The organism is Streptomyces sp. NPDC000345, assembly GCF_042898825.1.
In the GTDB taxonomy this organism is placed as follows: Bacteria; Actinomycetota; Actinomycetes; order Streptomycetales; family Streptomycetaceae; genus Streptomyces.
On sequence record NZ_JBIAZE010000003.1, the window covers coordinates 126,773 to 140,488 of the forward strand.

Below are 13,716 nucleotides of genomic sequence, written 5' to 3' on the forward strand. Positions count from 1 at the left end.
GGGGTGCACGATGGGGGGCATGGCGAGGCGAGCGAGTGGCGGGACGGGCAGGCCCGGCGGGGCGGGTGTGAAGGGGGCTCGGCGGCCGGAGGTGCGGCTGCCCGCGCTCGAGCCGTACGGGGGAGGGGAGCTGGAGCCCGACGGGGACTACGACGGGGTGGACTTCCGGGGGACGGACCTGGCGGGGCAGGACGGGGCGGGCGCCCGCTTCATGGACTGCGCGCTGACGGAGTGCGCGCTGGACGGTACGGCGCTGACCCGCGCCCGTGTCCTCGACTCGGTCCTCACCGGCGTCCGGGGCGTCGGCACGGACCTCGTGGACGCGACCCTGCGCGACGTCGAGCTCGTCGACGCCCGCCTGGGCGGCACCCAGCTGCACGGGGCGGTTCTGGAGCGGGTGCTGATCCGGGGCGGCAAGATCGACTTCCTGAACCTCCGTCAGGCGCGGCTGCGGGACGTCGTCTTCCAGTCCTGCGTCCTGGTCGAACCGGACTTCGGCGGCGCCCGCCTCGAGCGGGTCGAGTTCGTGGACTGCGCCCTGCGCGCGGCGGACTTCACCGCGGCGACCCTGGCGGACGCCGACCTGCGCGGCGCGGCCGAGCTGGGCATCTCGGCGGGCGTGGACCGGCTGGCGGGCGCGGTGATCAGCCCGGCCCAACTCCTGGATCTGGCGCCGGTGCTGGCGGCGCAGCTGGGGATCAGGGTGGAGGGCTGAGGGCGCGGCGGGCGGTCAGCCGATCCTCGGGAAGCGGGCCTGGAGGGTCCAGATCGCCGGGTTCTCGCCCAGATCCTCGTGCAGGTCGATCAGGTCGGCGAGGAGGTCGTTCAGGAAGTCGCGGGACTCGCGGCGCAGTTCGGTGTGGGAGAAGGTGAGCGGGGGTTCCTCGGCCGGCATCCAGTCGGCCTCGATGTCCACCCAGCCGAAGCGGCGCTCGAACAGCATGCGGTCGGTGGACTCGGTGAAGTCCAGTTCCGCGGACTGGGGGCGGGAGGCGCGGGAACCGGCCGGGTCCTGGTCGATCCGCTCCACGATGTCGCACAGCGCCCACGCGAAGTCGAGCACCGGCACCCATCCCCAGGCTGTGGACAGCTCCCGGTCCGCCTTGGTGTCGGCGAGGTAGACGTCCCCGCAGAACAGATCGTGGCGCAGGGCGTGGACGTCCGCACGGCGGTAGTCCGTCTGCGGCGGGTCCGGGAAGCGGTTGGAGAGGGCGTAGCCGATGTCGAGCACGTAGGCGATGGTGTCACGGCTCCGCGCCCGCGCCCGCGGTCCCCATAGGATCTCTGACATGTCCCGATCCGTACGCCTTGTCCCGGCCGCCGCGTTGTTAGCCGTCACCCTCGCCCTGACCGGATGCGACAGCGACGGCGGAAGCGACGGCGGAGCGCCGGGCGGCGGTCCGCACGCCGGTGCCCCCGGGCTCGGCGACCCGTACTTCCCGAAGGCGGGCAACGGCGGCTACGACGTCTCGCACTACGGCCTGACCCTCGCCTACGAGCCGGACGGCAACCGTCTCACCGGTACGGCGGCGATCACGGCCCGTGCCACCCAGGCCCTGTCCTCCTTCGACCTCGACCTGTACGGCATGGACGTCACGAAGGTCACCGTCGAGGGCGGCGAGGCCGGATTCGACCGGGACGGCCAGGAACTGACCGTCCGGCCGCGGCGGGACCTGGCCAAGGGCGAGACCTTCGAGGTGACCGTGCGCTACTCCGGCAGCCCCCGCACGATCACCGACCCGGACGAGTCCGAGGAGGGCTGGCTGCGCACCGAGGACGGAGCGCTGGCCCTCGGCGAGCCCACCGGCTCCATGGCCTGGTTCCCCGGCAACCACCATCCCTCCGACAAGGCGTCGTACGACATCGCCGTGACGGTCCCGGAGGAACTGACGGCCGTCTCCAACGGGGAGCCGAAGGGCGAGCGGACGGCGGACGGCCGCAGGACCTTCACCTGGCACACCGCCGAGCCGATGGCGAGCTACGCGGCGACGGTCGCGATCGGCCGGTACACGGTCACCCGCTCCACCACCGAGAACGGCCTGCCGGTGTATGTCGCGGTCGACCCGACGCAGGTGTCCGCGAGCCGCGCGGTGCTGGCCCGGATCCCCGAGGTGACGGAGTGGGCGCAGGACAACTTCGGCCCGTACCCGTTCTCCTCCACCGGCGCGATCGTCGACCGCCCGGAGGACTCCGGCTACGCCCTGGAGACCCAGAACCGTCCCGTCCACCCCGGCGCCCCGGACACCGAGACCCTCGTCCACGAGATCGCCCACCAGTGGTTCGGTGACTCGGTCACGCCCAGGACCTGGCAGGACATGTGGCTCAACGAGGGCTTCGCGACCTACGCCGAGTGGCTGTGGACGGAGGACGAGGGCGGCGACACGGCGGAGGAGACCTTCACCGCTCTCTACGACGACGGCGAGGAGGACTACCCGGACCTGTGGGCGTTCCCGCCCGCGAAGCCCACGGACGCCGCGCAGATCTCCGGCGACCCCGTCTACCAGCGCGGCGCGATGGTGATCCACCTCATCCGCCGGACGGTCGGCGACGACGCCTTCTACGACCTCGTCCAGGGCTGGACCGCCGCCCACCGCCACGGCACCGCCGGCACCGACGACTTCACCGCGTACGTGGAACAGCAGGCGCCGGACGAGGACTTCACCGAGATCTGGGACGACTGGCTGTACGGGAAGGGGAAGCCGGAGCAGCCGTGAAGGTGCCGGAGCAGCCGTGAAGGCGGGCGGGCCGTGCGCGGGCTCAGTTCTCCTCGCCGGCCTCGTACGCGTCCAGCAGGCGGGCGAGTTCCGGCGGCCACACCGGCTCGGGGGCGGTGCGCAGCGCGTCGCGGGACCACCAGCGCCCGCCGAGGATGCCGTCCGCGGCGTGGGCGGCGGCGAGGCGCTGCCCGTCCGGGTCCCGGCGTGGGCCCCGCGTGACGTAGATGTGCTCGTGCTGGTGGACGGGTGTGCCCGCGTGGGTGACGTCGTGCTCCCAGGTGCACAGGAGCGGGCCGGGGGCGAGGTCGTCCCATCCCGTTTCCTCCCGCAGCTCCCGCAGGGCGCCCTCGGCCGGGGTCTCGTCCGCCTCCAGGCCACCGCCGGGCAGCGCCCAGTGGACGCCGGTCTCGACGTTGTCGTACCGGAAGAGGAAGACGGCGCCGTCGGGGGCGAGGACGGCGACCCGGGCGGCGCGGCGGGGCGTGCGCAGCGGTTTGCGCAGGACGGCGCAGGGGCGGCCGAGCTGCCGATCCCGCCGGCGGTCGACGACCTCGTAGCCCAGGGCGGTCCAGAAGGCCAGGCCCTCGGGGTTGGCGTCGAGGACGGCGAGACGCACGGCCGTACGGCCCTCACGGCGAAACCGCTCCTCGACCCGCTCGACGATCCGCCGCCCGTACCCCCGGCCGTGCTCGCGCGCGTCGACCATCAGCAGACCGATCCACGGGTCGGGGTCGGCGGGGTCGGGATGGCGGCCGAGGGTGATCACGACCCCGACGAGCCGCCCCTCGGAGCGGGCGAGCAGCACCTCCACCTCCGGGTTCGCCGCCTCCTCCGCGAGCGCCACCGCCACCTGCTCGGGCCGGATGTCGTCCGGGTCCGGGAAGTCGCCGCTGAGCGCCTGGAACTCGCGGTTGGAGGCGTACAGGGCGGTGAGTTCGGTCAGCAGGGGGGCCGGGAGGTCGTGGCCGGGGGTGAGGGGCAGGGCGTCGAGGATCACGCGGGCAACCTACCGCCGGCACGCCGGAGCCCCCGGGCCTTTTCGGGCCGGGGGCTCCGCGCGGTGTGCGGGGTCGCTCAGACGTTCACGCCGAAGTCCTGGGCGATGCCGACCAGACCCGAGGCGTACCCCTGGCCGACCGCGCGGAACTTCCACTCCGCGCCGTTGCGGTAGAGCTCGCCGAAGACCATCGCCGTCTCCGTCGCCGCGTCCTCCGAGAGGTCGTAGCGGGCGATCTCGGCGCCGCCGGCCTGGTTGATGATGCGGATGTAGGCGTTGCGGACCTGGCCGAAGTTCTGCGAGCGGTTCTCCGCGTCGTAGATGGAGACCGGGAAGACGATCTTGTCGATGTCGGCGGGGAGGCCCGCCAGGTTGACGTTGATCGCCTCGTCGTCGCCCGCGCCCTCACCGGTGCGGTTGTCGCCGGTGTGGACGATGGTGCTGTCGGGTGTCTGCTTGTTGTTGAAGAAGACGAAGTGGGCGTCGGAGTAGACCTTGCCCTGGGTGTTGACCGCGATCGCGGAGGCGTCGAGGTCGAAGTCCGTGCCGGTGGTGGTGCGGACGTCCCAGCCGAGGCCCACGGTGACGGCGGTCAGGCCCGGAGCCTCCTTGGTGAGCGAGACGTTGCCACCCTTGGACAGGCTTACAGCCATGGTTTGGGACCCTTCCCTCGGTTCCGGTACGGCAGAAAGCTACAGCTACCGGTATGAACGCCGAGAGGGGTACACAAGGTTCCAGGTCGCTTTGCTTTCTTTACCCGGGAAATTTCGGGTGACGTGGCCCGGTCAGCCGCGCGACCATGAGGGGCATGTCCGGTCCCTATCTCATCCGCGGCTCCGTCTCGCTCCCCGAGGCCGAGCTGATGTGGCGTTTCTCGCGGTCCTCGGGACCGGGCGGGCAGCACGTCAACACCAGTGACTCCCAGGTGGAACTGCGGTTCGACCTGGCCGGCACCGAGGCGCTGCCCGAGGTGTGGAAGGCGCGGGCGCTGGAGCGGCTGGCCGGCCGTCTGACCGACGGCGTCGTCAGTGTCCGTGCCTCCGAGCACCGCTCCCAGTGGCGCAACCGCGAGGCCGCCGCCGTACGCCTCGCCGCCCTGCTCGCGGAGGCCACCGCGCCCCCGCCCAAGCCGCGCCGGCCGACCCGCATCCCCCGGGGGATCAACGAGCGGCGGCTGCGGGAGAAGAAGCAGCGGTCCGAGACCAAGCGGGGCAGGACCGGGCGGGACTGGGCCTGAGGCCCGCACCGCGGCACGGGGTCACTGGGCCACTGGGCCGCCGTCACCTCGCACACCGCTCGCACCGATGTGACATTGGACGGCAGAGCCCGGACCGGACCGAGGAGACGACGCCCCATGGCACAGCCCGTCCCGGAAGCGAGTACGACGACCGTCACGGCCACCGCCTCGCGGCGCCCCTCCCTCGTCCAGCAGGTCGAGCTCCGGGCCGGTGACATCCACCTTTCCGGGCTGCTCGCCCTTCCCCCGGACGCCCCGCCCCGCGCGGTCGTCGTCGCCCTGCACGGCAGCGGCATGGCCGCCGGGTACTTCCACGGTCAGGCCGACGCCTCCACCTCGCTGCTCTCCCTCGCCGCCGGCGCCGGCTACGCCGCCCTCGCCCTGGACCGTCCCGGCTACGGCGCCTCCGCGCGCCGTCTGCCGCACGGCCTGTGCCTCACCGAGCAGGCCCGGTGCGTGCGGGCGGCCCTGCGCACCTACGCCGCCCGGTGGGCCACGGGGGCCGGGTTCCTCCTGGTGGGTCACTCGCTGGGCGGCAAGGTGGCGCTGACCACGGCGGCGACGGCACGGCGGGCCGAGCGGCTGCTCGGCGTGGACGTCTCCGGGGTGGGCGCCCGCTGGGCCGTGCCGCCCGACCGGGTGGCCGCCCTGCGGCACCGCCCCGACCACCGTCTGCACTGGGGGCCGCTCACGCTCTATCCGCCGGACACCTTCCGGCTGGCGCGCGGTTTCGTCGCGCCCGTCCCGGCGCGGGAGGCCGACGAGATCCCCGACTGGCCCGGCCGGTACGCGGAGGTGGCCCGCCGGATCCGCGTCCCGGTGCGTTTCACCTTCGCCGAGTACGAGCGGCTGTGGGCCTGGGACCCCCCGGCCCTGCGGGAGCTGACCAGCTCGCTCGCCGCACCCCTGGTCCGCGTCGACCACGAGCCGGACGCCGGGCACAACATCAGCCTCGGCCACACCGCCCGCCGCCACCATCTGCGCCTGCTGGACTTCCTGGAGGAGTGCCGCGTCCAGTCCGGGAGCGCGGGCTGAGGACCGGGCCTCACGCCAGTGCCGGCACCCCCACCACCTGGCCCCCGCTCAGCTCCCCGTTCCTGCGGAAGCCCAGTCCCCGGTAGAAGCCCTCGGGGCCGTGCCCGCCCTCGTGCCAGGTGACGAAGAGCTTCTTGCCGCCCCGCCGGCGGATCTCGTCCGCGACCGATTGCACGGCGAAACGACCGTATCCCCGCCCCTGCTCCCCGGCCGCGATGTTCAGGCGCCACAGGCCGGAGCGGATCACGGTGCCGTCGAGCTTCCAGTCGATGTCGAAAAAGGCCATGAGGAAGCCGACGGGGCGGTCACCGTCCATGATCAGCCGGGGCCAGGCGACATCCGGGTGCACATAGGCCTCGGCGAGCGACTTCACAACGGGTGCGACTGCGAATTCCTGATCGGGCCGGACCTTGACGGCGAGAGCCGCGTCCACATTCGCTGGGGTGATTTCTTCGAGCCTGAGAGAAGCCCCGGACGACATCGTCATCCCGGCAAAGCAAGAGTGCCCGCCGACAGTCGCAACTGAATTCCCGTTCAGCCCAACTGCCGGTACCGTCCCCGGAAATAGACCAGCGGGCCGCCCTGCGCACTCGGCATCCTCGCCCGCATCACCCGGCCGATCACCAGTGTGTGGTCGCCCGCCTCCACCCGCTGCTCGGTCCGGCACTCCAGGGTGCCCAGCGCACCGCCCACCAGGGGCGCGCCGGTCACCTCGCCGCGGACGTACGGGATGTCCTCGAAGAGCAGGCGGTCGCTGAGCCGGCCCTTCATCGCGAAGCGGCCCGCGATGTGCCGCTGGCTCTCGGAGAGCACCGACACCGCCCACAGGGGCTGCTCGTCGAGCAGGTCGTCCATGCGGGAGCCCGTGCGCAGGCTGACCAGCACCAGGGGCGGTTCCAGGGAGACCGACAGGAACGCCGTCGCCGTCATGCCGGCGTACTCGCCCTCCGGCGCCCCGGGGTCGTCCGGGTCCAGCGGCGGCTCCTGCGCGGTCACCAGGACCACCCCGCCGGCCAGCCGGGACATGACCGCGCGGAACTCGTCGTTGCTCACCCCCACAGCATGCCCGGAGGCGGCGGAGGGGGCGGGGGCGGGATGAGTCTTCACTACGTCGGGAGCCACGCCCGGAACGCTAGTCCCGGTCCGGGGGGCGCCGCATCGGACCTCGGTCCGAGTAGGGTCGTAGGTCCGTGGACCGACCACGGAGCGAGTGGGAACAATTCCCGTGCGTAGCGCGCTTCTGTGTGTGGGCTGTGTTCAGTAAACACACAGGGAAAACGCAGAAACTCCACTCAAATGTTCACGTTCATCTGTGACTTGAGTCACAAGACGCATTAATTGTTGACCCTGTGTACCGAGTGGGCAGCGCGCTGTGATTCAGTGGCGGAGGTGTCACTAGGACATACGCAACGACTGGAACGACAGAAACGAACGTTACGCCGAAGACAACCCTTGATTCGCTGCGAAGTCTCGGGGGGAGGGCGAAGCATGGAGACCGAGTCGGAGCCGTACGTCCGTCTTGCGTCCCTGCGACAGCTGCACCAGGTCATGGCCGACATGAACACGGCCCGAAGCCTGGCCGACACACTGCAGACCGTCGCCGATGGTGTGGTCAGCGCGCTGGGCTACGAGCTCGCGTGCGTCAACCTCGTGCGCCCCGACGGGGATCTCGTGGTGGCCGCCTTCTCCGGGAACCCGGCCGCCGAGGCCCTCATCACCGGCCGGGTCGGCTCGCGCGCGTCCTGGGAGCGGCGCCTGAACATGGGCGAGACCTGGGGCGACCTGGTCTTCATACCCCACACCGAGGGCTGGATCCTCGACGACGACGACGTCCCGCAGTGGTACACCGACGGCCCCGCTCCCCGCTTCGAGGACGAGTGGCACCCCTCGGACCGGCTCTTCGCCCCCATGTACACACCGGCCCCGCCCGGCAGCGGCGGAACGTGCGGCGAACTGATCGGCGTCCTGTCCGTGGACCGGCCGCGCAACGGCAGGCGCCCGGGCGCGTGGGGGCGCGAGGCGCTCCAGATGTACGCCTTCCAGGCCGCCATCGCCATTAGCAACGCGCGTCTACGTGCGAACATGCAGCGCGCACTGGTCCGGCTCGAACGCGAGCAGCAGGCCCTGCGCGCCAGTGAGGAATCCTTCCGCCAGGCATTCGAGTACGCCCCCTCCGGCATGGCGATCGCCGAGATGGGCGGCGACCAGCACGGGCGGATCCTGCGCACCAACGACGCCCTGTGCCGCCTCCTCGGGCGCCCCGCCTCCGCGATGCGCCGCTACTCGTTCTCCGACCTCGTCCACCCCGAGGACATAGGCACCCTGCTCCGTACGTCGGCGGAGGGCGGGCGCGCCGAGCTGCGCCTCGGCCGCCGGGACGGCACCTACGTCTGGGTGTCCCTGCGCAACTCCGTCGTCGCCGACGCCGCCGACGGTCCCCGCTTCCTCCTCACCCATGTCGAGGACATCGAGGAGCGCAAGCGCCGCGAGCTCCAGCTCGCCCACCGCGCCTCGCACGACTCCCTCACCGGACTGCCGAACTCGGCGGAGCTGCGCTCACGCCTGTCCGCCCGCATCTGCGGCCGCCCCCAGTCGACGCACCCCGCCGTCGTCGACGCCATGGACCAGACCTACGGCCACCCCGCCTTCGACGCGAACGGTCACGGCTTCGACTACCGGCCCGCCGGCGCGGAGGCGTACGACGCCTACGACCACCATGTGCACACCGTCGCCCCCGAGGACGGCAGCCGGGACGACGGCACCAAGGGGCTCGCGGTCCTCTTCTGCGACCTCGACGGCTTCAAGTCGATCAACGACCGGTTCGGGCACAACGCGGGCGACGCGGTCCTCATCGAGGTCGCCCGGCGCCTCTCGCGGGCCGTCCGCGACGGTGACACGGTCGCCCGGCTCGGCGGTGACGAGTTCGTCATCCTCGCCGACGGGCTCGGCCGCGCCGACGCCGCCGACCTCGCCGTACGCCTGCGCAACGAGATCATCCAGCCGATCCGTGCCGAGGGCCGGGCCGTCCGGGTGGGCGCCAGCTTCGGCATCGGCTGGGCGCACTGCGGGATGACGGCCGACGAAGTCCTGAAGTCGGCTGACGAACGGATGTACGTCGAGAAACGATCTCGTCCCAAACAGCACAGACGTGCGGGGTGAATCCCGCGTCGAATCCCAGGTCAGTGGCCTGGGAGCCGAGCTGATGCGATCCGGGTCACCCGTTTGGGGCACCTGGACCGGGTAGGCTCGCCATTCTCACCTTGCATCGCATCAGCCCCGCACCTGTTGAGGAGTACGAAGGGATGACGCCCGGCAACAACGGCGCGAGTACGCCCGAGGACGACGACCCGTTCGGCTACCTCTACGCCGACGGCCAGGCCAACGGCGCCCAGCCGCCCTCCGGCGGTGGCTACGGCTACCCCAACTCCGTCAGCAGAGTGCGTGCGGTCGGCGAGCGCCAGTACGGGCAGCCGCAGCAGCAGACCGCGCAGTACGGGCAGTACGGCCAGCCGCCGGCGGCGTCCCCGCAGAGCGCCCACGGCCAGCCGAACGCGCACTACGCGGCCCCCGAGAGCCTCCCCGGCGGAGCCCCCACCGGCAGGCAGCCGGCCCAGAACGGCGGCCGCGGCCGGGGCCCGAACACCAAGGGCCTCCTCATCGGCGCCGTCGCGGTCGTCGCGGCGGTCGTGATCGGCATCGCGGTGGCCATGGCCAACGGCGACTCCGGCGCCGACGACAACAAGGCGAGCGACCAGGTCTCCGCCTCGGCCTCGGCCTCCCCGAGCGTCTCGCCCAGCGAGTCCTCCACCAGTGAGGCGAGCGCGGAGAATCTGCCGACGATCGACGCGAAGGCCCTGAAGCTCGGCGGCGGCGCCTCGCTGGCCTCCGACGTCGAGGGCGCCGAGGCGGACGGCGGCATCTACGTCAACAACCTGAACAACACGGGTTCGTCGGTGACCTGGACGGTCAACGGCATTCCCGAGACCGGCGCTTACACCCTCTTCACGCACTACAGCGTGCCGGGCCAGGACCAGTCCATGACGCTCACCGTCAACGGCAAGGTCTTCGGATCCAAGCTGAACCTGGGCAACTTCGCGAAGGCCAAGGACGGCGACTTCGCCAAGGGCTGGACGAAGACCTACTCCTGGCCCACGCTCACCAAGGGCACGAACACGATCTCGATCTCCTGCGAGAACGGCGACAAGTGCAACGTGCTCCTGGACCAGCTGTGGCTGAAGGAAGGGCAGGTCAAGGACTGATCAGGCCGCGGTGGCTTCTCCGGTCACCGTGATGTGTTCGACCAGTTGTTCGTATGTGGGCCGGTCGAACTCGCCGGCCGCTCGGGTCAGGACCGTCGCGGCGGACAGGGCGACCGCTCGGGCCAGGCGGTCCGGCCAGGGGAGGCCTTCCACCAGGGCCGAGAGCAGGCCCGCCGAGACCGAGTCGCCGGCGCCCGTGGGGTTGCCGTGCACCCGGGCCGGCGGGGCGGCCCGCCAGCGGCCCTCCGGAGTCGCCGCGACCAGGCCCTCGGGCCCGAGCGAGGCCACCACGGCCTGTGCCCCGCGCCGCCGGGCGTCCTGAGTCGCCCTCAGCGGCTCGTGGGAGCCGGTGAGTTCGGCCAGTTCGTCGGCGTTCGGCTTGACGAGGTCCGGGCGGGCGGCGACCCCGCGGCGCAGCGGCTCACCGCTCGTGTCCAGCAGCACGGGGACGCCCGCGGCCCGGGCCGTGCGGACCAGGCCCGCGTACGCCCCCACCGGCACCCCCGGCGGCAGACTCCCGCACAGGGCCACCGCGTCGGCGTCCGCGACCAGATCCTCGTACGCCTCCTGGAAGGCGGACCACTCGGCCGGGGTGACGAGCGGGCCGGGCTCGTCGAGCCGGGTGGTGTCACCGGCGCGGGTGTCGACGACGGCGACGGTGCGGCGGGTGGTGCCGCGGACGGGCAGGAGCGCGTCGCCGATCGCCGAGGGGAGCAGGTCCCGTACGACCCGGCCGGTCGCCCCGCCGGCGAAACCGGTGACCGTCACCTCGTGTCCGAGGGCGGCCAGGACGCGGGCGACGTTCAGCCCCTTGCCGCCGGGGCGTTCCGTCACGTCCGTCACCCGGTGGGAGGTGTGCGGGCGCAGGGCCGGGACGCGGTAGGTGATGTCGAGAGCGGTGTTCAGCGTGACCGTGAGGATCACCTGTGCCGACCTCCCCCGAGTGATGCGACCGTGTGCGACTGGTTCCGGAGGCCTGATCATGCCAAAAGGACGGCGACCGGCCCAGTCCTCGGGTCGGCCACCGTCCCTGTGCGGGGGGATGTTTCAGGCCAGTTGGGGATCCACCACCCAATCCCCCTTGCGCATCACTCCCTTGACGTCGAAGTCCGCGTCCAGCAGGACCAGGTCGGCGTCCTTGCCGGGGTCCAGGGAGCCGACCCGGTCGTCCATGCCCAGCAGGCGGGCCGGGTTGGCGGACAGGGCGGCGACGACGTCCCCGACCGGGAGCCGGTCGATCGTCACCGCCCGCTTGAAGGCGCGGTCCAGGGTCAGGGTCGAGCCCGCGATCGAACCGCCCTCCACCAGGCGCGCCACTCCTTCGCTGACCTCGACCTCCAGCGGGCCGAGCATGTAGTGGCCGTCGCCGATGCCGGCCGCGTCCATCGCGTCCGTGATGAACGCGACCCGGCTCGCGCCCGCGTGACGGAACGCCAGTTCCAAGGCGGCGGGGTGCAGATGGGTGCCGTCGTTGATGAGCTCCACCGTGACCCGCTCGTCCTCCAGGAGCGCGGCGATCGGGCCGGGGGAGCGGTGGCCGAGGACGGGCATCGCGTTGAAGAGGTGGGTGGCGACCGTCGCTCCGGCCTCGATGGCCTGAACCGTCTGCTCGTAGGTGGCATCCGTGTGGCCCACCGCGGCGATCACGCCGTGCTCGGCCAGCAGCCGTACGGAGTCCAGGCCGCCGGGGAGTTCCGTCGCCAGGGTGACCATCCGCGCCCGGCCGCGCGCGGCGTCGATCAGCTTGCGCACCTGTGCCGGGTCCGGGTCGCGCAGCAGTTCCTCGGAGTGCGCGCCCTTGCGGCACGGCGAGATGAACGGGCCCTCGAAGTGGATGCCGGCCAGGTCGCCCTGTTCGGCGAGCTCGCTCAGCAGCCCGGCCTGGCGGACCAGGACGTCCATGTCGTCGGTGACGGTGGAGGCGACGAGGGTGGTGGTGCCGTGGGTGCGGTGGGTGCGGACGGCCTTCAGCACGTCCTCCGCCGTGCCGCTGGAGAAGGAGGCTCCGCCGCCGCCGTGGTTGTGGATGTCGACGAAGCCGGGGACCAGCCAGTGGCCGGACACGTCGATCAGACGGGCGTTCTCCGGGGCGGCGCCGGCGATGCGGGTGCCGTCGACGACGACCTGTCCGTCGGGCACGGTGGCGGTGGGGAGGACCACGTGGGCGCCGGAGAGGACGACGGGCGCCCTGCCGGTCGCGGGCCGCGGGTGACGGGTGGCTGGTTGCGCCCCGCGGCGGTGCCGCACATCGGCGCTGTCCCGCGCCCCTAGGGGGGTGGCCATTAGGGAGTTACCTCCATGCGGTCGGTGGTGGTGAGGAGATCCCAGGCCAGGAGGCCGGCACCCAGGCACCCGGCGCTGTCGCCCAGGGCCGCCGGAACGATCTCCGGCAGTTTCTGGAAGGTGATCCGCCGCCGGACGGCGTCCCGCAGTGGTGTGAACAAGGTTTCCCCCGCCTCCGCGAGGCCGCCACCGATGACGAGGGTGCGCGGGTCCAGCAGGGTGAGGGCGGTGACGAGGCCGTCGGCGAGGGCGTCGACGGCCCGCTGCCAGACCAGGACGGCGTCCGGGTCGCCGGCCGCGACGGCCTTCGCGCAGCCGGCCGCGTCCGCCTCCGGGTCCGCGCAGGCCGCCGCCCACGCCTCGCTCACCGCCGCCGCCGACGCGTACCGCTCCAGACAGCCGTGCTGCCCGCACGGACACGGGGTCCCGCCGGGCCGTACGACGACATGGCCGATCTCGCCCGCGAAGCCGTGTGCGCCGGCCTCGACCCGGCCGTCGACCCCGATCGCGCCCGCGATGCCGGTGCCGAGCGCCACGAACAGGAAGCGGTCCGCTCCCCGGCCCGCGCCGACGCGGCCCTCGGCGAGTCCGCCGGTGCGGACGTCGTGGCCCAGCGCGACGGGGGTGCCGAGCCGCGCGGTGAGCAGGTCGCGCAGGGGTACGTCGCGCCAGCCCAGGTTGGCCGCGTAGGCGGCGACGCCGCGTGCCTCGTCGACGATGCCGGGCACGGCGACGCCCGCGGCGGCCGCGGGTTCGCCGAGGTGTCCGACGCCGTGGGCGCGCAGGTCGGCGGCGAAGTCGAGGATGGCCGCGACCACCGCGTCGGGCCCGCGCTCACGGCCGGTGGGCCTGCGGTCCTGGTGCAGGAGGGTGCCGTCCGCCCCGACCAGCGCGGCCTTCATCCCGGTGCCGCCCACGTCGAGGGCGATGACATGTCTCACGGGGACAGTGTGGCCCGAGGACCCGCAAGAGGTCTAGTCCACTTACCGGCCTTGGGGGTAGCGTGCGCCCTCGGAAGGCCCGAAAGAGGTCTAGTCCACCCATGTGGTGTAGACCTTAATCCGGATAACGGTCCATTGGTAGGAACAATCAGTTGTCCACCTGGTGGACAATCACTCTGGGAACCCCGGGAGAAGCGCGGTGCAGCGGGCAGGCAGGTCAGGAACGATCGTCGGGACGATCGCGGGG

14 protein-coding genes are annotated in these 13,716 nt (G+C 72.3%); 6 read left to right on the forward strand and 8 right to left on the reverse strand.

Annotated features, from left to right (window positions below; translation table 11 throughout):
* Window positions 1-19: 19 nt before the first annotated feature.
* A complete protein-coding gene (locus tag ACFY30_RS08070) occupies window positions 20-715 on the forward strand; it encodes a pentapeptide repeat-containing protein (RefSeq protein ID WP_390844318.1) in 696 nt (231 codons plus the stop codon).
* Between the two features lie 15 nt (window positions 716-730).
* Here ACFY30_RS08070 and ACFY30_RS08075 read toward each other — a convergent pair whose 3' ends face one another.
* A complete protein-coding gene (locus tag ACFY30_RS08075) occupies window positions 731-1,231 on the reverse strand; it encodes a hypothetical protein (protein ID WP_390844721.1) in 501 nt (166 codons plus the stop codon).
* 58 nt (window positions 1,232-1,289) lie between these two features.
* Here ACFY30_RS08075 and ACFY30_RS08080 point away from each other — a divergent pair, with 58 nt between their 5' ends.
* Entirely contained in the window at window positions 1,290-2,714 is a 1,425-nt protein-coding gene (locus ACFY30_RS08080) for a M1 family metallopeptidase (RefSeq protein WP_390844319.1), read from the forward strand.
* A 43-nt stretch (window positions 2,715-2,757) separates the two neighbouring features.
* On the opposite strand, the gene ACFY30_RS08085 is transcribed toward ACFY30_RS08080, so the two are convergent.
* On the reverse strand, window positions 2,758-3,714 hold the full coding sequence (locus ACFY30_RS08085) for a GNAT family N-acetyltransferase (protein WP_390844320.1): 957 nt from the start codon (window positions 3,712-3,714) through the stop codon (window positions 2,758-2,760).
* A gap of 77 nt (window positions 3,715-3,791) precedes the next feature.
* A complete protein-coding gene (locus tag ACFY30_RS08090) occupies window positions 3,792-4,367 on the reverse strand; it encodes a TerD family protein (protein ID WP_390844321.1) in 576 nt (191 codons plus the stop codon).
* Between the two features lie 146 nt (window positions 4,368-4,513).
* Here ACFY30_RS08090 and arfB point away from each other — a divergent pair, with 146 nt between their 5' ends.
* Both arfB and ACFY30_RS08100 read left to right on the forward strand, forming a co-directional pair.
* Window positions 4,514-4,951: an alternative ribosome rescue aminoacyl-tRNA hydrolase ArfB gene (arfB, locus tag ACFY30_RS08095; protein ID WP_390844322.1), complete on the forward strand. Its 438-nt coding sequence runs from the start codon at window positions 4,514-4,516 to the stop codon at window positions 4,949-4,951.
* A gap of 117 nt (window positions 4,952-5,068) precedes the next feature.
* Window positions 5,069-5,986, forward strand: coding sequence for an alpha/beta fold hydrolase (locus ACFY30_RS08100; protein ID WP_390844323.1), 918 nt, complete (start codon window positions 5,069-5,071; stop codon window positions 5,984-5,986).
* Between the two features lie 10 nt (window positions 5,987-5,996).
* Here ACFY30_RS08100 and ACFY30_RS08105 read toward each other — a convergent pair whose 3' ends face one another.
* Both ACFY30_RS08105 and ACFY30_RS08110 read right to left on the reverse strand, forming a co-directional pair.
* Window positions 5,997-6,473 carry a GNAT family N-acetyltransferase gene (locus ACFY30_RS08105; RefSeq protein WP_390844324.1) on the reverse strand — a complete coding sequence of 159 codons (477 nt, stop codon included), beginning with the start codon at window positions 6,471-6,473 and terminating at the stop codon, window positions 5,997-5,999.
* Window positions 6,474-6,520: 47 nt separating this feature from the next.
* Entirely contained in the window at window positions 6,521-7,039 is a 519-nt protein-coding gene (locus ACFY30_RS08110; protein ID WP_390844325.1) for a flavin reductase family protein, read from the reverse strand.
* Between the two features lie 435 nt (window positions 7,040-7,474).
* Here ACFY30_RS08110 and cdgB point away from each other — a divergent pair, with 435 nt between their 5' ends.
* Window positions 7,475-9,145 carry a diguanylate cyclase CdgB gene (gene cdgB / locus ACFY30_RS08115; RefSeq protein ID WP_390844326.1) on the forward strand — a complete coding sequence of 557 codons (1,671 nt, stop codon included), beginning with the start codon at window positions 7,475-7,477 and terminating at the stop codon, window positions 9,143-9,145.
* Window positions 9,146-9,288: 143 nt separating this feature from the next.
* Window positions 9,289-10,245 (forward strand): carbohydrate-binding protein, encoded by a 957-nt coding sequence (locus tag ACFY30_RS08120; RefSeq protein ID WP_390844327.1) that lies wholly within the window; start codon window positions 9,289-9,291, stop codon window positions 10,243-10,245.
* On the opposite strand, the gene ACFY30_RS08125 is transcribed toward ACFY30_RS08120, so the two are convergent.
* The 3 genes from ACFY30_RS08125 to ACFY30_RS08135 all read right to left on the reverse strand — a co-directional run bounded on the left by ACFY30_RS08125 (window position 10,246) and on the right by ACFY30_RS08135 (window position 13,469).
* Window positions 10,246-11,169 carry a 1-phosphofructokinase family hexose kinase gene (locus ACFY30_RS08125; protein ID WP_390844329.1) on the reverse strand — a complete coding sequence of 308 codons (924 nt, stop codon included), beginning with the start codon at window positions 11,167-11,169 and terminating at the stop codon, window positions 10,246-10,248.
* 123 nt (window positions 11,170-11,292) lie between these two features.
* A complete protein-coding gene (gene nagA / locus ACFY30_RS08130; protein WP_390844330.1) occupies window positions 11,293-12,528 on the reverse strand; it encodes an N-acetylglucosamine-6-phosphate deacetylase in 1,236 nt (411 codons plus the stop codon).
* Window positions 12,528-13,469: an ROK family protein gene (locus ACFY30_RS08135; protein ID WP_390844331.1), complete on the reverse strand. Its 942-nt coding sequence runs from the start codon at window positions 13,467-13,469 to the stop codon at window positions 12,528-12,530. The genes nagA and ACFY30_RS08135 overlap by 1 nt, the downstream gene beginning before the upstream one ends.
* Window positions 13,470-13,716 lie beyond the last annotated feature (247 nt).

Bases quoted from the DNA above. Each gene is read 5' to 3' on its own strand.
- ACFY30_RS08070 (WP_390844318.1), top strand. From the start codon at position 20: ATGGCGAGGCGAGCGAGTGGCGGGACGGGCAGGCCCGGCGGGGCGGGT.
- ACFY30_RS08080 (WP_390844319.1), top strand. From the start codon at position 1,290: ATGTCCCGATCCGTACGCCTTGTCCCGGCCGCCGCGTTGTTAGCCGTC.
- ACFY30_RS08090 (WP_390844321.1), bottom strand. From the start codon at position 4,367: ATGGCTGTAAGCCTGTCCAAGGGTGGCAACGTCTCGCTCACCAAGGAG.
- arfB (WP_390844322.1), top strand. From the start codon at position 4,514: ATGAGGGGCATGTCCGGTCCCTATCTCATCCGCGGCTCCGTCTCGCTC.
- ACFY30_RS08100 (WP_390844323.1), top strand. From the start codon at position 5,069: ATGGCACAGCCCGTCCCGGAAGCGAGTACGACGACCGTCACGGCCACC.
- ACFY30_RS08105 (WP_390844324.1), bottom strand. From the start codon at position 6,473: ATGACGATGTCGTCCGGGGCTTCTCTCAGGCTCGAAGAAATCACCCCA.
- cdgB (WP_390844326.1), top strand. From the start codon at position 7,475: ATGGAGACCGAGTCGGAGCCGTACGTCCGTCTTGCGTCCCTGCGACAG.
- ACFY30_RS08120 (WP_390844327.1), top strand. From the start codon at position 9,289: ATGACGCCCGGCAACAACGGCGCGAGTACGCCCGAGGACGACGACCCG.
- nagA (WP_390844330.1), bottom strand. From the start codon at position 12,528: ATGGCCACCCCCCTAGGGGCGCGGGACAGCGCCGATGTGCGGCACCGC.